At 69.7% G+C, this 17,892-nt stretch carries 21 protein-coding genes, 1 tRNA gene and 1 riboswitch; of the genes, 7 read left to right on the forward strand and 15 right to left on the reverse strand.

What is annotated here, in order from left to right; translation table 11 throughout:
* Positions 1–232 precede the first annotated feature (232 nt).
* A complete protein-coding gene (locus tag A4E84_RS15240; RefSeq protein WP_062927106.1) occupies positions 233–2,641 on the forward strand; it encodes a transglycosylase domain-containing protein in 2,409 nt (802 codons plus the stop codon).
* A gap of 22 nt (positions 2,642–2,663) precedes the next feature.
* On the opposite strand, the gene A4E84_RS15245 is transcribed toward A4E84_RS15240, so the two are convergent.
* The 3 genes from A4E84_RS15245 to A4E84_RS15255 all read right to left on the reverse strand — a co-directional run bounded on the left by A4E84_RS15245 (position 2,664) and on the right by A4E84_RS15255 (position 3,874).
* Entirely contained in the window at positions 2,664–2,984 is a 321-nt protein-coding gene (locus A4E84_RS15245) for a DMT family transporter (RefSeq protein ID WP_062927107.1), read from the reverse strand.
* Between the two features lie 34 nt (positions 2,985–3,018).
* Positions 3,019–3,086: riboswitch (guanidine-III (ykkC-III) riboswitch) on the reverse strand.
* 57 nt (positions 3,087–3,143) lie between these two features.
* Positions 3,144–3,500: a GroES family chaperonin gene (locus A4E84_RS15250; RefSeq protein WP_062927108.1), complete on the reverse strand. Its 357-nt coding sequence runs from the start codon at positions 3,498–3,500 to the stop codon at positions 3,144–3,146.
* 44 nt (positions 3,501–3,544) lie between these two features.
* A complete protein-coding gene (locus tag A4E84_RS15255; RefSeq protein ID WP_033308145.1) occupies positions 3,545–3,874 on the reverse strand; it encodes a DUF3618 domain-containing protein in 330 nt (109 codons plus the stop codon).
* 95 nt (positions 3,875–3,969) lie between these two features.
* Here A4E84_RS15255 and bcp point away from each other — a divergent pair, with 95 nt between their 5' ends.
* Both bcp and A4E84_RS15265 read left to right on the forward strand, forming a co-directional pair.
* Entirely contained in the window at positions 3,970–4,437 is a 468-nt protein-coding gene (bcp, locus tag A4E84_RS15260; protein ID WP_062927109.1) for a thioredoxin-dependent thiol peroxidase, read from the forward strand.
* Positions 4,438–4,476: 39 nt separating this feature from the next.
* Positions 4,477–4,563: transfer RNA gene (locus A4E84_RS15265), tRNA-Leu, on the forward strand.
* 4 nt (positions 4,564–4,567) lie between these two features.
* Here A4E84_RS15265 and rdgB read toward each other — a convergent pair.
* The 4 genes from rdgB to A4E84_RS15285 form a co-directional block, all read right to left on the reverse strand.
* Positions 4,568–5,170 (reverse strand): RdgB/HAM1 family non-canonical purine NTP pyrophosphatase, encoded by a 603-nt coding sequence (rdgB, locus tag A4E84_RS15270; protein WP_062927110.1) that lies wholly within the window; start codon positions 5,168–5,170, stop codon positions 4,568–4,570.
* A gap of 121 nt (positions 5,171–5,291) precedes the next feature.
* Positions 5,292–5,690 (reverse strand): hypothetical protein, encoded by a 399-nt coding sequence (locus A4E84_RS15275; RefSeq protein WP_062931460.1) that lies wholly within the window; start codon positions 5,688–5,690, stop codon positions 5,292–5,294.
* Positions 5,691–5,902: 212 nt separating this feature from the next.
* Positions 5,903–6,640 (reverse strand): ribonuclease PH, encoded by a 738-nt coding sequence (rph, locus tag A4E84_RS15280; RefSeq protein ID WP_062927111.1) that lies wholly within the window; start codon positions 6,638–6,640, stop codon positions 5,903–5,905.
* A 105-nt stretch (positions 6,641–6,745) separates the two neighbouring features.
* Entirely contained in the window at positions 6,746–6,979 is a 234-nt protein-coding gene (locus A4E84_RS15285) for a PTS sugar transporter subunit IIB (RefSeq protein ID WP_033308152.1), read from the reverse strand.
* Positions 6,980–7,145: 166 nt separating this feature from the next.
* Between A4E84_RS15285 and A4E84_RS15290 the strand changes: the two genes are divergently transcribed.
* The gene (locus A4E84_RS15290; protein WP_062927112.1) at positions 7,146–8,459 is read left to right on the forward strand and encodes a PTS transporter subunit EIIC; all 1,314 of its coding nucleotides are present in this window, start codon (positions 7,146–7,148) and stop codon (positions 8,457–8,459) included.
* Between the two features lie 176 nt (positions 8,460–8,635).
* Positions 8,636–9,898, forward strand: coding sequence for a PTS transporter subunit EIIC (locus A4E84_RS15295; protein ID WP_062927113.1), 1,263 nt, complete (start codon positions 8,636–8,638; stop codon positions 9,896–9,898).
* Between the two features lie 73 nt (positions 9,899–9,971).
* On the opposite strand, the gene A4E84_RS15300 is transcribed toward A4E84_RS15295, so the two are convergent.
* Positions 9,972–10,724, reverse strand: coding sequence for an MBL fold metallo-hydrolase (locus A4E84_RS15300; RefSeq protein ID WP_062927114.1), 753 nt, complete (start codon positions 10,722–10,724; stop codon positions 9,972–9,974).
* Between the two features lie 213 nt (positions 10,725–10,937).
* Between A4E84_RS15300 and A4E84_RS15305 the strand changes: the two genes are divergently transcribed.
* Positions 10,938–11,387 carry a type II toxin-antitoxin system PemK/MazF family toxin gene (locus A4E84_RS15305; protein WP_062927115.1) on the forward strand — a complete coding sequence of 150 codons (450 nt, stop codon included), beginning with the start codon at positions 10,938–10,940 and terminating at the stop codon, positions 11,385–11,387.
* Positions 11,388–11,448: 61 nt separating this feature from the next.
* Here the strand turns inward: A4E84_RS15305 and A4E84_RS15310 are convergent, their stop codons facing one another.
* From A4E84_RS15310 to clpS, 7 genes are all read right to left on the reverse strand, one after another.
* A complete protein-coding gene (locus A4E84_RS15310; protein ID WP_062927116.1) occupies positions 11,449–12,399 on the reverse strand; it encodes a PLP-dependent cysteine synthase family protein in 951 nt (316 codons plus the stop codon).
* A gap of 6 nt (positions 12,400–12,405) precedes the next feature.
* Positions 12,406–12,684 carry a MoaD/ThiS family protein gene (locus A4E84_RS15315; protein WP_062927117.1) on the reverse strand — a complete coding sequence of 93 codons (279 nt, stop codon included), beginning with the start codon at positions 12,682–12,684 and terminating at the stop codon, positions 12,406–12,408.
* A gap of 116 nt (positions 12,685–12,800) precedes the next feature.
* On the reverse strand, positions 12,801–12,896 hold the full coding sequence (locus A4E84_RS45480; protein ID WP_311125941.1) for a putative leader peptide: 96 nt from the start codon (positions 12,894–12,896) through the stop codon (positions 12,801–12,803).
* Positions 12,897–12,994: 98 nt separating this feature from the next.
* Entirely contained in the window at positions 12,995–13,417 is a 423-nt protein-coding gene (locus tag A4E84_RS15320) for a M67 family metallopeptidase (RefSeq protein ID WP_062927118.1), read from the reverse strand.
* 133 nt (positions 13,418–13,550) lie between these two features.
* Positions 13,551–14,975, reverse strand: coding sequence for an amino acid permease (locus A4E84_RS15325; RefSeq protein ID WP_062927119.1), 1,425 nt, complete (start codon positions 14,973–14,975; stop codon positions 13,551–13,553).
* A 365-nt stretch (positions 14,976–15,340) separates the two neighbouring features.
* Positions 15,341–15,949, reverse strand: coding sequence for a DUF2017 domain-containing protein (locus tag A4E84_RS15330; RefSeq protein ID WP_062927120.1), 609 nt, complete (start codon positions 15,947–15,949; stop codon positions 15,341–15,343).
* 32 nt (positions 15,950–15,981) lie between these two features.
* The gene (gene clpS / locus A4E84_RS15335) at positions 15,982–16,299 is read right to left on the reverse strand and encodes an ATP-dependent Clp protease adapter ClpS (RefSeq protein ID WP_031102986.1); all 318 of its coding nucleotides are present in this window, start codon (positions 16,297–16,299) and stop codon (positions 15,982–15,984) included.
* Between the two features lie 183 nt (positions 16,300–16,482).
* On the opposite strand from clpS, the gene A4E84_RS15340 reads away from it, so the two are divergent.
* Positions 16,483–17,829 (forward strand): nicotinate phosphoribosyltransferase, encoded by a 1,347-nt coding sequence (locus tag A4E84_RS15340; RefSeq protein ID WP_062927121.1) that lies wholly within the window; start codon positions 16,483–16,485, stop codon positions 17,827–17,829.
* The last annotated feature ends 63 nt before the right edge of the window (positions 17,830–17,892 follow it).

Raw genomic sequence — 17,892 nt, forward strand, 5'->3', positions numbered from 1 at the left:
GAATGTCGCGCAGGCGAGATCACGATGCGGGCAGACGTGCGGAGCACCACGGTCGGCCCCGTGCCCGCCCGCGCACCCGCTCACACGCGGCCCGCCTCACCACACGGCACACGACACGGCCCTCGATCAGGGAACTGATCAACGGATGGGACAGTCTTCATCACAGGGGCGCAAGAGCGAGCAGAGACGTACGGGAACGACGTACGACGCGAAACAGGAGTCCGTGCACGACATGAGTGACGAGCCTCAGCCGCAGCAGCCGAATCCGGGCTGGGCAGCGAGCCAGCCGCAGGCGCACGCCGACGGCGCCCCGGGCACGCCCGCGGCGGCCGGGAAACCGAAGCGGACCGGCTGGCGCCGGGCGATCCCGACCTGGCGCATGACGCTCGGCGGCTTCATCATCGTCGTCCTGCTGCTGGTCGGCGGGTTCTTCCTGGGCTACTCCCTCGTGAAGATCCCCCCGGCCAACGCGCTCGCCACCAAGCAGGCCAACGTCTACCTCTACGCCGACGGCTCCGTGATCGCCCGCGACGGCGAGGTCAACCGGGAGAACGTCACCCTCCCGCAGATCTCCAAGGACGCCCAGCACGCGATCCTGGCCGCCGAGGACCGCGACTTCTACACCGAGTCCGCCGTCGACCCCAAGGCCATGGTCCGCGCCGCCTGGAACACCGCCCTCGGCAAGGGCAAGCAGTCCGGCTCCACGATCACCCAGCAGTACGTGAAGAACTACTACCTGCGCCAGGACCAGACCGTCACGCGCAAGGCCAAGGAGTTCTTCATCGCGATCAAGCTGGACCGCGAGGTCAGCAAGGACCACATCCTGGAGGGCTACCTCAACACCAGCTACTTCGGCCGCAACGCCTACGGCATCCAGGCCGCCGCCCAGGCCTACTACGGCATGGACGCCAAGGAACTCGACCCGGCCCGCTCCGCCTACCTCGCCGCGCTCGTCAACGCCCCCAGCCAGTACGACGTCGTCGCCCACCCGGAGAACCGCAAGGCCGCCGAGTCCCGCTGGAACTACGTCCTGGACGGCATGGTCAAGAAGGGCTGGCTCAGCGAGTCCGAGCGGGCCGGCATGAAGTTCCCCATGCCGAAGGAGTCCACCCTCTCGACCGGCATGTCCGGGCAGCGCGGCTACATCGTCCGGATCGTCAAGGACTACCTCACCCAGAACAAGATCATCGAAGAGAGCAAGCTCGACGCCGGCGGCTACCGCATCACGACCACCCTGCAGAAGGGCAAGCAGGACGCGTTCGTGAAGGCCGTCAACGACAAGCTGATGGCCAAGCTCGACAAGAAGAACAACAAGGTCGACACCTACGTCCGCGCCGGCGGCGCCTCCGTCGACCCGAAGACCGGCAAGGTCGTGGCGATGTACAACGGCATCGACTACGTCAAGCAGTACACGCCGAACGCCACCCGCCGGGACTTCCAGGTCGGCTCCACCTTCAAGCCGTTCGTGTTCACCTCGGCCGTCGAGAACCACTCGGAGACCCAGGACGGCCGCGTCATCACCCCGAACACGATCTACGACGGCACCAACAAGCGCGTGGTCCAGGGCTGGGCCGGCGAACCGTACAACCCCGAGAACGAGGACCAGCACTCCTACGGCGACATCACCGTCACCGAGGCCACCGACAGCTCCGTTAACTCGGTGTACGCGCAGATGGCCGCCGACGTCGGCCCCGCGAAGGTCAAGCAGACCGCGATCGACCTGGGCGTCCCCGAGACCACCCCCGACCTCGCCGACGGCCCCGCCATCGCGCTCGGCACCGCCACCGCCAGCGTCCTCGACATGGCGGAGGCCTACGCCACGCTCGCCAACCACGGGCGGCACGGCACCTACACGATGGTCGAGAAGGTCAGCAAGGAAGGCACGCCCGTCGAGCTGCCCGAGCGGCGCACCCGGCAGGCCGTGAGCCGCGAGGCCGCCGACACCACCACCTCCATGCTGCGCAGTGTCGTCCAGAACGGCACCGCCTCCGCCGCCCAGGGCGCGGGCCGCCCCGTCGCCGGCAAGACCGGCACCGCCGAGGAGGACACGGCGGCCTGGTTCGCGGGCTACACCCCCGACCTCGCCACCGTCGTCGCCGTCATGGGACAGGACCCCGTCACCGCCGCCCACAAGTCGCTGTACGGCGCCATGGGCCTGCCGCGCATCAACGGCGGCGGGGCGCCCACGGAGATCTGGACGCAGTTCACCCAGGACGCCCTCAAGGGCAAGCCCGTCAAGGAGTTCGACCTCAGGCTCCAGCCGGGCTCCGACGTCTCGCAGGCACCCAGCAGCGAGGCCCCCGCCGACCCGACCACCGGCGGCACCACCGACGGCGGCACGACCACCGGCGGCGAGGAGACCGGCACCGAGACGCCCGGCCAGAGCCCCAGCGCCCCCGAGGGGCAGACCGCGGGCCAGACCGACGGCGGCACCACCGACGGCGGCACCGGCGGCGAGTCCCCCACGGGCGGCGGCACCGCGGACGGCGGCACGACCGACGGCGGTACCACGGGCGGCGGTACGGCCGACGGCGGTACCACGGAGGGCGGTGGCGGCGGCGACACGAGCGACGGCGGCGCGACGGGCGGCCCGACCGGCCCCGGCTGGGGCGTGGTCCCGCAGACCGCCCGCCGCGAGTAGCGCCACGACGGCTCAGGACGCGTCAGTGACCGCTGGTCGCCTTCAGCCCCACCACGGCGACCAGCAGCAGGCACACGAAGAAGATCCGGGCGGCGGTCGCCGGCTCACCCAGCACCGCCATGCCGAACACCGCCGCCCCGGCCGCACCGATCCCCACCCACACTCCGTAGGCGGTACCGATGGGGAGGGTCCTGGCGGCCTGCGACAGCAGCAGCATGCTGGCGACGATGCCGGCGCCGGTGAGCAGGCTGGGCAGCGGACGCGTGAAGCCGTCGGTGTACTTCATGCCGACGGACCAGCCCACCTCCAGCAGACCGGCGACGACGAGCAGAACCCAGGCCATGACGGGCACCTCCGGGAAAAGGGCTGACGGTGTCGGTGCGTCGTCTTTGCCTTGATCCCGGTACGGCGCGTCTCGTCGGGGGTCCTTCCAACGTAGCAAAGCCCCACGACACGGCGAAGGGGCCGGTGACGGTGGTCACCGGCCCCTTCGCCATGGGTCCTAGAGGTACAGGCCCGTCGAGTCCTCGGCGCCCTCGAACCGGTCCGCGGCCACGGCGTGCAGATCACGCTCGCGCATCAGCACGTACGCGATCCCCCGCACCTCGACCTCGGCGCGGTCCTCCGGGTCGAACAGCACCCGGTCGCCCGCCTCCACGGTCCGCACGTTCTGCCCGACCGCGACGACCTCGGCCCATGCCAGCCGCCGGCCCACCGCCGCCGTGGCGGGGATCAGGATGCCGCCGCCGGAACGCCGCTCGCCCTCGCTGGTGTCCTGCCGCACGAGTACGCGGTCGTGCAGCATCCGGATCGGCAGCTTGTCCGGATGGGTATTGTGCTCGTTTCTCTTGGCGCTCACGCCCTGAAACCTACCTGTCTCCCCCGCAAACGTACGCAGCCGGGTCAGCCCTTGCGCCGCCGCGTGCTGACCGCGAGCAGCCCGACCACGCCCACGACGACGAGCGCGACGGGCACGACACGCTCCAGCCGGGGCGCCCCGTCCTCGTCCACGAACCGGGCGCGCACATCGGTGACGGCCCGGTTGACCCCCACGTAAGCCCGTCCGAGGGTGTGATCAATGTTGGAAGCGACCTTGGCCTTGGCATCCCCGACGATCGTCTTGGGGTGCACCCGCACCCCGATCTCGTCGAGGGTCTCGGCCAGGGTCGCGCGGCGGCGCCTGATGTCCGCCTCGATCTGCGCCGGGGTCCTGGAGTCCGCCGTGTCCGCCACCGTGTCGCCTCCGAAGTCGGTGTGAAGCCTGTGCAGGACAGTCTGTCAGCTCCACGGGTCATCACACTGTCAGCACCCCCGGTTACGCTGGCCAGATGAGCGAGCGACTCCAGCCGGGGGACATGGCCCCCGCCTTCACCCTGCCCGACGCCGACGGCACCGAGGTGTCCCTGTCGGACCACAAGGGCCGCAAGGTCATCGTGTACTTCTACCCGGCCGCCCTCACGCCCGGCTGCACGAAGCAGGCCTGCGACTTCACCGACAACCTGGAGCTGCTGGCGGGCGCGGGCTACGAGGTCATCGGCATCTCCCCCGACAAGCCGGAGAAGCTGGCCAAGTTCCGCGACAAGGAGTCCCTGAAGGTCACCCTGCTGGCCGACCCGGACAAGCAGGTCCTGGAGTCCTACGGCGCCTTCGGCGAGAAGAAGCTGTACGGCAAGACGGTCGTCGGCGTCATCCGCTCCACGATCGTCGTGGACGAGGAGGGCAAGGTCGAACGCGCCCTGTACAACGTCAAGGCCACGGGCCACGTCGCCAAGATCATCAAGGATCTGGGGGTCTGAGGGCGTTGCCCGACCAGTAGCATGGCCGGGCAATGCCAGGCGGCCGTGGTGGAACTGGCAGTCACGCTGGGTTTAGGTCCCAGTGGGGTAACTCCCGTGAGGGTTCGAGTCCCTCCGGCCGCACCAGAGTTCAGCCGAGCAGCTCACGCACGACGGGCACCAGCGCCCGGAATGCCTTCCCCCGGTGGCTGATCGCGTTCTTCTCCTGAGGGGTCAGTTCCGCGCAGGTCCGGTGCTCGCCGTCCGGCTGGAGGATCGGGTCGTAGCCGAAGCCGCCCGTGCCCGTCGGCTCGTGGCGGAGGGTGCCGCGGAGCTGTCCCTCGACCACCCTCTCCGTGCCGTCGGGCAGGGCCAGGGCCGCCGCGCAGGCGAAGTGGGCGCCGCGGTGCTCGTCCGCGATGTCCGAGAGCTGGGCGAGGAGGAGGTCCAGGTTGGCCTTGTCGTCGCCGTGCCGGCCGGCCCAGCGGGCGGAGAAGATGCCCGGGGCGCCGTTGAGGACGTCGACGCAGAGGCCCGAGTCGTCGGCGACGGCGGGCAGGCCCGTCGCCTGGGCCAACGCGTGGGCCTTGAGAAGCGCGTTCTCGGCGAACGTCACCCCGGTCTCCTTGACGTCGGGGATGTCCGGGTAGGCGTCGGCGCCGACGAGTTCGTGGGGCAGCCCGGCTTCGGCGAGGATCGCGCGAAGTTCGGTGACCTTCCCGGCGTTTCGGGTGGCGAGGATCAGGCGACTCATGGCCCCAAGGGTAGGGGCCCCGCCAGGGGCGCGGGGAACTGCGCGATCAGCCCCCGCGGACCCGCACCCCATCGACGGCAGAAACCCGGCACACGAGAAGCCCGGCCGGGCCGGCGCAGCGTTACGGCGTGCAGACCTTCGTCAGTTCGCCCGCCGCGTCCGTGACCGGGCTGATGTCGGGTGTCTCGTCGCCGTTCTCGATCGACGTACGGACGTTGTCGACCGCCTTGTTGAGGTCGTCGACGGCCTTGCTGACATCCGCGTTGTCGGTCTTGTCGCCGATCTCGCCGAGGTTCTTGTCGATGGAGTCGAGGGACTCGTCGAGCTGCGTCGGGTCGTTCGCCGCGCTGTCGACCGCCTGCTGGAGTTCCGTGACGCTGTCGGCGATGGCGTCGGCGGTCTGGACGCAGTCCAGCGCCTTGTCGACGGCGGCACAGCCGGTGGTGAGTCCGGCGGTCAGCGCGACGGCCGCCAGGGTGGCGGCGACGGCTGCGGTGCGGCGTCGGCGGCTCGCGGCCATGGAGCGGTCCCTCTCGTTCGGCGGGCCGGTCGGGCCCGCGTGGCTGGCCGGGCGCACAGGGATGAGCCGTGCGCCCGTACTCCTTCAGACGCGCGGGTGCTCGGCTCGGTTGCCCGAGCCGAGCACCCGTCTTGGTGTGCCCTTTACTTTTCGAGGACGGCCCACTGTCGAGGACGGCCCACTGTCGAGGACGGCCCACTTTCGAGGACGGCCTACTTTTCGAGGACGGCGTCGAGTGCGGTGCGCTGGTGGGCGGCGAGATCGGCGCAGCCGGCGACGGCGAGGTCGAGGAGGGCGTTCAGTTCGTCGCGGGCGAAGGGCTCGGCTTCGGCGGTGCCCTGGACTTCGACGAAGCGGCCGTCGCCGGTGCAGACGACGTTCATGTCGGTGTCGGCCTTGACGTCTTCCTCGTAGCAGAGGTCGAGGAGGGGGACGCCGCCGACGATGCCGACGGAGACGGCGGAGACGGTGCCGGTGAGAGGCTTGCGGCCGGCCTTGATGAGCTTCTTGCCCTGGGCCCAGGCGACGGCGTCGGCCAGTGCCACGTAGGCGCCGGTGATCGCGGCCGTGCGGGTGCCGCCGTCGGCCTGGAGGACATCGCAGTCGAGCACGATCGTGTTCTCGCCGAGAGCCTTGTAGTCGATGACGGCGCGCAGGGACCGGCCGATGAGGCGGCTGATCTCGTGGGTGCGGCCACCGATGCGGCCCTTGACGGACTCGCGGTCGCCGCGGCTGTTGGTGGCGCGGGGCAGCATGGAGTACTCGGCGGTGACCCAGCCTTCGCCGCTGCCCTTGCGCCAGCGGGGGACGCCTTCGGTGACGGAGGCGGTGCAGAAGACCTTGGTGTCGCCGAAGGAGACCAGAACGGATCCTTCGGCGTGCTTGCTCCACCCGCGTTCGATGGTGATGGGGCGGAGCTGCTGGGGGGTGCGGCCGTCGATTCGAGACATGCGGCTGAGCCTATCCGTACGTGCGGAAGGGCCCCTCCCGCGGTGGGAGGGGCCCTTGGTGCGCCGGGAAGGTCAGGGGGTGAAGCCCGGGACGATCCCCGCTCTTCACATCATGTCTTCGATGTCCGCGGCGATGGGGTCGGCGTCGGTGCCGATGACGACCTGGATCGCGGTGCCCATCTTGACGACGCCGTGGGCGCCGGCGGCCTTCAGGGCGGCCTCGTCTACCTTGGCGGGGTCGACGACCTCGGTCCGCAGGCGGGTGATGCAGCCTTCGACCTCTTCGATGTTGTCGATGCCGCCGAGCCCGGCAACGATCTTCTCAGCCTTGCTGGCCATCTTCGCTCTCCCTGATCCGAACCGCTTTGTCGCAGTAACCCACAGTTGGTCCAACTTCGCGAGCGGCCATGTCGTGTGTGCCAAAGGATGGCGTCACACCAGCGCGACGCGACCGTCGAACGACTGGTCTACACCACGAGTATGCCTCCCGACAAAGGGGACCGGAATGAGTGCCGACACCCCTGCCGGCGCCGAGGCCGCCGCCAGCCCGGTCCGTGTTCGCTGGAACCGGCTGTTCCAGGGATTGCAGAAGATGGGCCGCAGTCTGCAGCTGCCGATCGCTGTGCTGCCGGCGGCGGGGATCCTCAACCGGCTGGGGCAGCCGGACGTGTTCGGGGACGACGGTCTTGGCTGGACGAACGTCTCGAAGGTGATGGCGGGGGCGGGCGGGGCGCTGCTGGACGGTTCGCTGGGGCTGCCGCTGCTGTTCTGCGTGGGCGTTGCGATCGGGATGGCGAAGAAGTCGGACGGTTCGACGGCGCTGGCCGCGGTGGTTGGGTTCCTCGTGTACTTCACGGTGCTGCGGCAGTTCCCGGAGGACTGCCCCGAGGGGTCGGTGGCGGTTCCGGACGTCGGGTGTCAGGTGACCGACGGGGGCCGGGAGGTCACGGCGTTCGCGTTCCAGAATCCGGGGGTGTTCGGCGGGATCGTGATGGGGCTGCTGGCAGCGTTCTTCTGGGCCCGGTTCCACCGGACGCGGCTGGTGGACTGGCTGGGGTTCTTCAACGGGCGGCGGCTGGTTCCGATCATCATGGCGTTCGTGGCGATCGCGTTCGCCGCGCTGTGCCTGTGGGTGTGGCCGCCGATCGGTGACGCGCTGGAGAGCTTCAGCGACTGGATGGACGGGCTGGACGCGTGGGGCGCGGGCGTGTTCGGGGTGGCGAACCGGGCGTTGCTGGTGGTGGGGCTGCACCAGTTCCTGAACGTGCCCATCTGGTTCCAGTTCGGCTCGTTCACGAAGCCGGACGGGACAGTGGTGCACGGTGACATCAACATGTTCCTGGCGGGGGATCCGGAGGCCGGCCAGTTCACCTCGGGGTTCTTCCCGATCATGATGTTCGCCCTGCCGGCGGCGGCGTTGGCGATCACGCACTGTGCGCGGCCGGACCGGCGCAAGGAGGTCGGTGGCCTGATGCTGTCGGTGGCGCTGACGTCGTTCGTCACGGGCATCACGGAGCCGATCGAGTACTCGTTCCTGTTCGTCGCGCCGGCGCTGTACGTGGTGCACGCGCTGTTGACGGGGGCCTCGATGGCGGTGACGTGGGGGCTGGGGGTGCACGACGGGTTCAGCTTCTCGGCAGGGCTGATCGACTACGTCATCAACTGGAACCTGGCGACCAGACCGTGGCTGATCGTCCCGATCGGGCTGGGGTTCGCGCTCCTCTACTACGTGATCTTCCGGTTCGCGATCACGAAGTTCGACCTGAGGACTCCGGGGCGTGAGCCCGCGGAAGAGGTCGAGGACAGCGCCAAGGCGTGATCGTCACAGCGGGCGGAATTGGCGGGTTCCACTCGTTCGGCCTACCGTGCTACAACTGGTCTACACCACTCACCGGTGGAGGTCGCGCGGCGATGACCGCGTTCCCCTTTCTTTGAGACGCCGCCGTCCCCCTTCGCATGCTTCCTGGGCGGCGCCGTGCCCCCTGGAGGAAGTTCATGTCCACAGACACCGCCGCGCCCGCGAGCCCGAAGAAGGGCTCGGCCGTGATGGCCGTCATGCAGCGGATCGGCCGCAGCCTGATGCTGCCCGTCGCGGTGCTGCCCGCGGCAGCCCTGCTGGTCCGGCTCGGCAACGACGACATGCTGGGCCGCCCGGAGTTCCCCGCCTTCCTGACGAAGATCGCCAGTTTCATGGCCGCGGGCGGCAACGCGATCCTCGACAACATGGCGCTGCTGTTCGCCGTGGGCATCGCGATCGGCTTCGCCAAGAAGTCGGACGGTTCCACGGCGCTCGCCGCCGTCACCGGCTACCTGGTCTTCCAGCGAGTGCTCGCCACCTTCACCGACCCGAACCAGCCGAAGGTGCCGACCGCCGTCGACGGCAAGGTCGTCATGGTGGAGAAGGCGGTCAACGCCGGTGTCCTCGGCGGCGTGGTCATGGGCATCGTCGTCGCCCTGCTCTACCAGCGCTTCTACCGCACCAAGCTGCCGGACTGGGCCGGCTTCTTCGGCGGCCGCCGCCTGGTCCCGATCCTGTCGGCCTTCGCGGGTCTGTTCATCGGCATCGTCTTCGGATACATCTGGCCGGTCCTCGGCGCGGGCCTGCACAACCTCGGTGAGTGGCTGGTCGGTTCCGGCGCGGTGGGCGCGGGCATCTTCGGTGTCGCCAACCGCGCGCTGATCCCGGTCGGCATGCACCACCTGCTGAACTCCTTCCCGTGGCTCCAGGCCGGCGAGTACGAGGGCAAGAACGGTGACATCGCCCGCTTCCTCGCCGGTGACCCGACCGCCGGGCAGTTCATGACGGGCTTCTTCCCGATCATGATGTTCGCCCTGCCGGCCGCGTGCCTGGCGATCGTGCACTGCGCCCGGCCCGAGCGGCGCAAGATCGTCGGCGGCATGATGCTGTCGCTCGCGCTGACGTCGTTCGTCACGGGCGTCACCGAGCCGATCGAGTTCACCTTCATGTTCATCGCCCCGGTGCTCTACGCGATCCACGCCGTGCTCACCGGTGTCTCGATGGCGCTGACCTGGGCTCTGGGGATGAGGGACGGCTTCGGCTTCTCGGCCGGTGCGATCGACTTCGCTCTGAACCTCGGTATCGCGACCAACCCGTGGGGCCTGGCCCTGGTCGGTCTGTGCTTCGCGGCGGTCTACTACGTGGTGTTCCGCTTCGCGATCACCAAGTTCAACCTGCCCACGCCGGGCCGCGAGTCCGACGAGGAACTCGCCGAGCTGCAGAAGGCCGAGGCCAAGTAGGCCCGCGCCACGCAGGAGGCCCCGGAACCCGAGCTTGGGGTTCCGGGGCCTTCGCGTGTGCGGGCGCCGGGACCTAGATCTCGTACGTCTGCCGGGGCGCGGCGAGGTCCACCGGACCGTCGTACACCTCGCGGGCGTCGGCGAGGTTGACCTGGGGGTCCGTCCACGGCGGGACGTGGGTGAGGACCAGGCGGCGGGCTCCGGACCGGGCCGCCGTCTCACCCGCCTCGCGGCCGTTGAGGTGCAGGTCGGGGATGTCCTCCTTGCCGTGCGTGAAGGCCGCCTCGCACAGGAACAGGTCGGCATCCCGGGCGAGTTCGTCCAGCGCGGGGCTCACGCCGGTGTCACCGGAGTACGTCAGGACCTTGCCGCCGTGCTCGATCCGGATGCCGTAGGCCTCCACCGGATGGGCGACCCGCTCGGTGTGCACCGTGAACGGGCCGATCTCGAAGGTGGACGGCTTGACCGTGTGGAAGTCGAAGACCTCGCTCATGGAGGAGGCGGAGGGGGTGTCCGCGTAGGCGGTGGTCAGCCGGTGTTCCGTGCCTTCGGGGCCGAAGACGGGGAGTGGATCGCAGCGGCCGCCGTCGTGGCGGTAGTAGCGCGCGACGAAGTACGCGCACATGTCGATGCAGTGGTCGGCGTGCAGATGGCTGAGGAAGATCGCGTCGAGGTCGTAGAGACCGCAGTGGCGCTGCAGCTCGCCCAGGGCACCGTTGCCCATGTCGAGAAGCAGCCGGAAGCCGTCGGCCTCGACGAGGTAGCTCGAGCAGGCCGATTCCGCGGACGGGAACGACCCCGAGCAGCCGACGACGGTGAGCTTCATGAAGCAGAAACCTCCGCTGGCGGGATAAGTCTGAGAGGGGCGTCGGGGGTCGTGCGGTCCGTCGAGCGTAAGGCGCAAAACCTCCGGTAGCTCCTCCACAAAGGCCTGTTGTGTGCGAACTCACCTGTGCTGTCACCGGTTCGGCTGGCAGGGCCGGCAGGTGATCCTCGTGAGGGGGGCGCGCGGCAGGGGCGGCGCCGGTAACGTCTCAGTATGGACACGTCCTGGTGGCTGGCGCTCGCCGCGGTGGTACTGCTCGCGCTCGTCGCCACGCTCGTCGACGGCTGGGGCCGGGGGCGGCGGCCGTCCGCCCGGCGGGTGCGGACGGCGGCACCGGCCGGCGCGCCGGAGGGCCGGCCGCAGCCGGCGGAGATCTGGTGGGCGGACGTCCCTTACGAGGACGAGGCCCGTACGAAGGACCGCCCCTGTCTGGTGCTGGCGGTGCGCGGGGAGCGGGCGACGGTCGCGAAGATCACCACCCGGGTCCGGGGCGGGCGCGCCGGGGTGATCCCGCTGCCGCCCGGCTCGGTGGGCGACGCCCGGGCCCGGGCGAGTTTCCTGGAGACGGACGAGCTGCGGGAGGTCCCGGTGTGGGGCTTCAGGCGGCGGATCGGCGTGGTGGATCCGGCGCTGTGGGACCGGGTGCGGTACCTGGCGGGCTGAGCGGGCACGAAGGGCCGGAGTCGTGACTCCGGCCCTTCGTCGTGTCGGTGTTCGCCGTCGGCTACGCCCAGAGCTGGCCCTGGACCGTGTCGATGGCCTCCTCCGTGGTGGCCGCCGTGTAGACGCCCGTCGAGAGGTACTTCCAGCCACCGTCGGCGACGACGAAGACGATGTCGGCGGTCTCCCCCGCCTTGACGGCCTTCTTGCCGACGCCGATCGCGGCGTGCAGCGCGGCGCCCGTGGAGACGCCGGCGAAGATGCCCTCCTGCTGGAGCAGCTCGCGGGTGCGGGTGACCGCGTCCGCCGAGCCGACCGAGAAGCGGGTGGTGAGGACGGAGGCGTCGTACAGCTCGGGGACGAAGCCCTCGTCGAGGTTGCGCAGGCCGTAGACCAGGTCGTCGTAGCGCGGTTCGGCCGCGACGATCTGGACGTCCGGCTTGTGCTCGCGCAGGAAGCGGCCCACGCCCATGAGGGTGCCGGTGGTGCCGAGGCCGGCCACGAAGTGCGTGACGGACGGCAGGTCCGCGAGGATCTCGGGGCCGGTCGTGGCGTAGTGGGCGCCCGCGTTGTCCGGGTTGCCGTACTGGTAGAGCATCACCCAGTCGGGGTGCTCGGCCGAGAGCTCCTTGGCGACGCGTACGGCGGTGTTGGAACCGCCCGCCGCCGGGGAGGAGATGATCTCCGCGCCCCACATGCCCAGCAGGTCCCGGCGTTCCTGCGAGGTGTTCTCCGGCATCACGCAGACGATGCGGTAGCCCTTGAGTTTCGCCGCCATGGCCAGGGAGATGCCGGTGTTGCCCGACGTCGGCTCCAGGATGGTGCAGCCCGGCGTCAGGCGGCCGTCCTTCTCCGCCTGCTCGATCATGTGCAGGGCCGGACGGTCCTTGACCGACCCCGTCGGGTTGCGGTCCTCCAGCTTCGCCCAGATGCGGACGTCGGCGGACGGCGACAGCCGCGGCAGGCGCACCAGGGGGGTGTTGCCGACCGCGGCCAGGGGGGAGTCGTAGCGCATCGGTGATCAGACCATGCCGCCGGCCACGGCCGGCAGGATCGTGACGTTGTCGCCGTCCGACAGCTTGGTGTTGATGCCGTCGAGGAAGCGGACGTCCTCGTCGTTCAGGTACACGTTGACGAAGCGGCGCAGCTGACCGTCGTCCACGATGCGGGCCTGGATGCCGGCGTGCCGGGTCTCGAGGTCGGTGAACAGCTCGGCGAGGGTGTCTCCCTTGCCCTCCACCGCCTTCTGGCCGTCGGTGTAGGTGCGGAGGATGGTCGGGATGCGGACCTCGATGGCCATGGCTTCAGGGCTCCTGTCGGGAGTAGTCGGTCGGGGCGCGCGGCAGCGCAGGAACAGCGGGGTGGTGCGTGTGGGCGGCGCCGCGGCTCACGGCCGTACGGCGGCAGGGGCCTGCGTCAACAGATGGCGCTGGCGAGCCTGCACAGGTCGACGTGCAGCCGCGCCACGAGCAGCTCGCCCGGCGTCTTGTCGCTCACGTCGTGGAAAACCATGGGCTCATCGTATCGATTCCCGGTCCGGGTTCTGGAATGTGATCCCACATGGCGGACGTTTCTGGGCCGGGGAGTGAGACCGTGCTGTTCAGGCGTCCTCAGTATGCCTCGACGACCTGGACCTCCTCCTCCGTGACCTCGCCCTCGACGATGCGGAAGGAGCGGAACTGGAACTCGCCGGCGCCGTCGGTGTCGGCGGTGGAGACGAGGACGTAGTGGGCGCCGGGCTCGTTGGCGTAGGAGATGTCGGTGCGTGAGGGGTAGGCCTCGGTCGCGGTGTGGGAGTGATAGATGACCACCGGCTCCTCGTCGCGGTCGTCCATCTCGCGGTAGAGCTTGAGCAGGTCGCCGGAGTCGAACTCGTAGAACGTGGGCGACATGGCCGCGTTGAGCATGGGGATGAAGCGCTCGGGGCGGTCCGAGCCCGCCGGGCCGGCGACGACGCCACACGCCTCGTCGGGGTGGTCCTTGCGCGCGTGAACGACGATCTGGTCGACGAGGGCCTGGGTGATGGTCAGCATGCTCGTCAGGATAAGCAGAAGGGCCGTTCCGTACCGAGGGTTGGTACGGAACGGCCCATATGCCGGACGCCCTGAGCGGCAGCCGCAGGGAGTGCCACGAGTACTCCCTGCGGCTGGGCGTCCTGCGGGTTGGTCAGCCGACCTTCTCGAACTCCGCGCCGCGGCGCTCGGTGAGCTGCGGGTTGCGGCGCTTGAGGACCGCCCAGCCGATGCCGAGGGCGACGGCCCAGCCGGCCGCGACGTACAGGCAGACCCGCGCATCCTTGTCGTACGCGATCATGCAGGTCACGCCGATGAGGAAGAGCAGCGCGACCCAGCTGAAGAGCGCACCGCCAGGGGCGGGGAAGGACGAGGCGCGCAGCCGGCCCGCGTCGACCGCGGAGCGGTAGCGGATGTGGCTGACGAGGATCATCATCCAGGTCCAGATGCCGGCCGCGGTGGCGACGGAGGTGACGTAGAGGAACGCCTTCTCCGGGACGACGTAGTTCAGGACGACGCCGATGCCCATGAGCGCGACCGAGACGGTGATGCCGACGGCGGGCGTCTTGCGGGCGTTGAGCCTGCCGAACGCCCGCGGCGCCTCGCTGTTGGCGGCCAGGCCGCGCAGCATCCGGCCGGTCGAGTACATGCCCGAGTTGCAGGACGACAGGGCCGCGGTGAGCACCACGAAGTTCACGATGCCCGCGGCGAGCGGGATGCCGATCTTGCCGAAGGCGTGCACGAACGGGCTCTCGCCGGCGGAGAACTCGGTCCACTTGACGACGGAGAGGATCACCAGCAGCGCGCCGACGTAGAAGACGATGATGCGCCAGGGCAGGGTGTTGATGGCCTTGGGCAGGGTCTTCTCGGGGTTCTCGGACTCGCCCGCGGTGACGCCGACGAGCTCGACGGCGAGGTAGGCGAACATGACGCCCTGGAGCGTCATCAGGCTGGAGCCGATGCCGTTCGGGAAGAAGCCGTCGTGCGACCAGAGGTTGGAGACGGCGGCGGTGTCACCGGCGTCGGAGAAGCCGAGGGTGAGCACGCCGAGGCCGATGACGATCATGCCGATGATGGCCGTGACCTTGATCATCGAGAACCAGAACTCGACTTCGCCGAAGATCTTGACGGAGATCAGGTTGACGCCGAAGAGCACCACCAGGAACACCAGGGCGCTGACCCACTGCGGGATCTCCGGGAACCAGAAGTGGATGTAGATCGCGGCGGCGGTGAGCTCGGCCATGCCGGTGACCACCCACATGAGCCAGTACGTCCAGCCCGTGACGAAGCCGAAGAACGGGCCGAGGAACTCGCGGGCGTACTCGGCGAAGGAGCCGGAGACGGGCCGGTAGAGGAGCAGCTCGCCCAGGGCCCGCATGATGAAGAAGATCACGACGCCCGCGAGGGCGTACATGAGGATGATGCTGGGGCCGGCCTTGGCGATGTTCGCCCCGGCGCCCATGAACAGGCCGACGCCGATGGCGCCGCCGATCGCGATCATCTGGACTTGACGGCTGCCGAGGCCGCGCTCGTACCCCTCTTCGGGCACGCTTTCCGTGTCGACCTGCGCAGAGGTCATGTGTGGTGCGCCTTTCTCCATGCCGACCCGGGTCCTTCGTCGACCTCGGATCGGGTTTCGATCCCCCCGGAATGATGGAGCTGAGCGGGCTCGGAAACCCGCTCGTGCCTGGCCGGCGGTTACCGGCTCGGTGGCGCACCCGGCCGAACATTCGGGTGGTGTTCTGCCGGGCGGTCGTGAAGATTTATCACGGCCGCAACACTGATTTCAGGGGTGAGATGTGGCGCACCACACAGGGAAAAGCGGACAAAGAGCACCCGAAGAGGCCATAGAAGGCGGGTGCGGTGACGTGATCGTTATCCGGATTTGAGTGTCCTCTGAGCGAACACCGATCGGTCACCCAGAGGTCACAAAACCTGCACGGATCAGGCCATGAGGGTTCCGACCAGCGTCTCCTGGAGGCCGCCCAGCCACAGGTAGGCCATCACCATCGGCTTACGCGGGTCGTCGTCCGGGAGGCGGTAGAGGAGGTCGGTGTCCTCGTCGTCTGTGATCTCCAGCCGCGAGCCGATCGCGAGCCGCAGGTCGTTCAGGGCGCCCAGCCACTGCTGGGACTCCGCCGGCGACAGCTTCAGCACCGTGCCGCCCTCGCCGGCCGAGGCCGAGGAGAGCGCGTCGAGGGAGCGGATCACCGCGAGGGCGCTGTCCCGCTTGCCGGCCCGCAGGTCGTTCTCGGTGTAGCGCCGGAACTCCGCGGAGTACGCCTTCTGCTCCTCGGCGTCCCGCGACGAGGCGGGCTGCTCCGGGTCGCTGTAGGCGTCCGGGAAGAGCCGCCTCAGCACCGGGTCGGAGGGCGGCTCGCTGGGGCCCTCGGCGAACAACTCGGCGAGCGGGTCGCCGGAGGTGTCCTCGGCGGGGCCGGGGCCGATGAGCTCCAGGAGCTGGACGGCCAGCGACCGGATGATGGAGATCTCGACGTCGTCGAGGGCGACGGCCGCGCCGCCGCCGGGGAGCGGTTCGAAGGTTCCGGGCATGAACGCCTTTTCGCTGCTGGGCGGGGTGCTGGCTACTTGCGGTCCTGCTGGAGGGTGGCCCACAGGCCGTAGCCGTGCATGGCCTGCACGTCGCGTTCCATCTCCTCGCGGCTGCCGCTGGAGACGACCGCCCGGCCCTTGTGGTGGACGTCGAGCATGAGCTTGGTGGCCTTGTCCTTGGAGTAGCCGAAGTACGACTGGAAGACGTACGTCACGTAGCTCATGAGGTTGACCGGGTCGTTGTGGACGATGGTGACCCACGGGACGTCCGGCTCGGGTACGGCGAAGACCTCCTCCGCCGACTCGGTGCGTTCGATCTCCAGGGGCGCGGGTGACGTCACACTGCCCATGCTGCCACCCGAGGGGGGTAGTCGCACAAACGGGCCTGGCCGCAAGGCGATCGCGTGCCCGCGGACCGCAATCGTCAGATTGACGAAATGGGGGTACGCTCCTCAGCATGCTGCGGGCACCGGGGGACGACCCCCGGCCCCGGCCGACAGGCAACCCGGCGAGAAATGGCGAGGAGAGCTGAAGTGGACGTAGCGGACCTTGGGCTGCCGGTGGACGTTCCCTCGACGGCGCTCTTCACGGACCAGTACGAGCTGACGATGCTGCGGGCCGCCCTGACGGCGGGCACGGCCGAGCGGCGGAGCGTGTTCGAGGTCTTCACCCGGCGGCTGCCGAACGGGCGCCGCTACGGCGTCGTGGGCGGCACCGGCCGGGTGCTGGACGCGGTGGAGAACTTCCGCTTCGACACGGCCGTGCTGAACTTCCTGCGGGAGCGGGAGATCGTCGACGAGGAGACCCTCCAGTGGCTCGCCGGCTACCGGTTCCGCGGCGACATCTGGGGCTACCCCGAGGGCGAGGTGTACTTCCCGGGCTCGCCGATCATGCGGGTCGAGGGCACCTTCGCCGAATGCGTGCTGCTGGAGACCGTGATCCTGTCGATCCTCAACCACGACTCGGCGATCGCCGCGGCCGCCTCGCGCATGTCGGCGGCGGCGGGTGACCGGCCGCTGATCGAGATGGGCGCCCGGCGCACCCACGAGCTGGCGGCGGTCGCGGCCTCCCGGGCCGCGTACGTCGGCGGCTTCGCGACCACCTCCGACCTGGCGGCCGGCTTCCGCTACGGCATCCCGACCGTCGGCACCTCGGCGCACGCCTTCACCCTGCTGCACGACAGCGAGCGGGACGCCTTCCAGGCCCAGGTGAACACGCTGGGCCGGGGCACCACGCTGCTGGTGGACACCTACGACGTCGCCGAGGCGGTCCGCACGGCCGTCGAGGTCGCCGGGACCGAGCTGGGCGCGGTGCGGATCGACTCGGGTGACCTGCTGCTGGTGGCGCACCGGGTGCGCCAGCAGCTCGACGAGCTGGGCGCGAGGGACACGAAGATCGTGGTGACCTCGGACCTGGACGAGTACGCGATCGCCTCGCTGGCGGCGGCGCCGGTGGACGCCTACGGCGTCGGGACGCAGCTGGTGACCGGCTCCGGCCACCCCACCTCCTCGATGGTCTACAAGCTGGTCGCGCGGGCCGAGTCCACGGGCCCGAAGGCGCCGCTGGTGCCGGTGGCGAAGAAGTCCAGCGGCGGCAAGACGTCGATCGGCGGACGCAAGTGGGCCGCGCGACGGCTGGACTCCTACGGCGTCGCCGAGGCCGAGGTGATCGGGACCGGGCCGGTGCCGGCCGGGCTCGCGGACCGGCAGCTGCTGGTGGAGCTGGTCAAGGGCGGCGAGGTGGTGGCGCGCGAGCCCCTGGACGCGGCGCGCGAGCGGCACACGAGGGCGCGCGCGAGTCTCCCGATGTCGGCCACGCAGCTCTCACGCGGGGAGCCCGTCCTTCCCACGGAGTACCTGCACGAGAGCTCGGGTAGCTAATTGCGTGTGCCGTGACGCGCCGACCCGTACCCCTCCCGTCCGCTCCCCTCTGTCAATAGGCTC

Source organism: Streptomyces qaidamensis, assembly GCF_001611795.1.
GTDB classification, from domain to species: Bacteria; Actinomycetota; Actinomycetes; order Streptomycetales; family Streptomycetaceae; genus Streptomyces; species Streptomyces qaidamensis.

Excerpts from the sequence above, each read along its gene's own strand:
- A4E84_RS15240 (WP_062927106.1), top strand. The coding sequence starts at position 233 with ATGAGTGACGAGCCTCAGCCGCAGCAGCCGAATCCGGGCTGGGCAGCG.
- A4E84_RS15245 (WP_062927107.1), bottom strand. The coding sequence starts at position 2,984 with ATGGCCTGGGTTCTGCTCGTCGTCGCCGGTCTGCTGGAGGTGGGCTGG.
- bcp (WP_062927109.1), top strand. The coding sequence starts at position 3,970 with ATGAGCGAGCGACTCCAGCCGGGGGACATGGCCCCCGCCTTCACCCTG.
- rdgB (WP_062927110.1), bottom strand. The coding sequence starts at position 5,170 with ATGAGTCGCCTGATCCTCGCCACCCGAAACGCCGGGAAGGTCACCGAA.
- A4E84_RS15275 (WP_062931460.1), bottom strand. The coding sequence starts at position 5,690 with ATGGCCGCGAGCCGCCGACGCCGCACCGCAGCCGTCGCCGCCACCCTG.
- rph (WP_062927111.1), bottom strand. The coding sequence starts at position 6,640 with ATGTCTCGAATCGACGGCCGCACCCCCCAGCAGCTCCGCCCCATCACC.
- A4E84_RS15285 (WP_033308152.1), bottom strand. The coding sequence starts at position 6,979 with ATGGCCAGCAAGGCTGAGAAGATCGTTGCCGGGCTCGGCGGCATCGAC.
- A4E84_RS15290 (WP_062927112.1), top strand. The coding sequence starts at position 7,146 with ATGAGTGCCGACACCCCTGCCGGCGCCGAGGCCGCCGCCAGCCCGGTC.
- A4E84_RS15295 (WP_062927113.1), top strand. The coding sequence starts at position 8,636 with ATGTCCACAGACACCGCCGCGCCCGCGAGCCCGAAGAAGGGCTCGGCC.
- A4E84_RS15300 (WP_062927114.1), bottom strand. The coding sequence starts at position 10,724 with ATGAAGCTCACCGTCGTCGGCTGCTCGGGGTCGTTCCCGTCCGCGGAA.
- A4E84_RS15305 (WP_062927115.1), top strand. The coding sequence starts at position 10,938 with ATGGACACGTCCTGGTGGCTGGCGCTCGCCGCGGTGGTACTGCTCGCG.
- A4E84_RS15310 (WP_062927116.1), bottom strand. The coding sequence starts at position 12,399 with ATGCGCTACGACTCCCCCCTGGCCGCGGTCGGCAACACCCCCCTGGTG.
- A4E84_RS15315 (WP_062927117.1), bottom strand. The coding sequence starts at position 12,684 with ATGGCCATCGAGGTCCGCATCCCGACCATCCTCCGCACCTACACCGAC.
- A4E84_RS45480 (WP_311125941.1), bottom strand. The coding sequence starts at position 12,896 with ATGGTTTTCCACGACGTGAGCGACAAGACGCCGGGCGAGCTGCTCGTG.
- A4E84_RS15320 (WP_062927118.1), bottom strand. The coding sequence starts at position 13,417 with ATGCTGACCATCACCCAGGCCCTCGTCGACCAGATCGTCGTTCACGCG.
- A4E84_RS15325 (WP_062927119.1), bottom strand. The coding sequence starts at position 14,975 with ATGACCTCTGCGCAGGTCGACACGGAAAGCGTGCCCGAAGAGGGGTAC.
- A4E84_RS15330 (WP_062927120.1), bottom strand. The coding sequence starts at position 15,949 with ATGCCCGGAACCTTCGAACCGCTCCCCGGCGGCGGCGCGGCCGTCGCC.
- clpS (WP_031102986.1), bottom strand. The coding sequence starts at position 16,299 with ATGGGCAGTGTGACGTCACCCGCGCCCCTGGAGATCGAACGCACCGAG.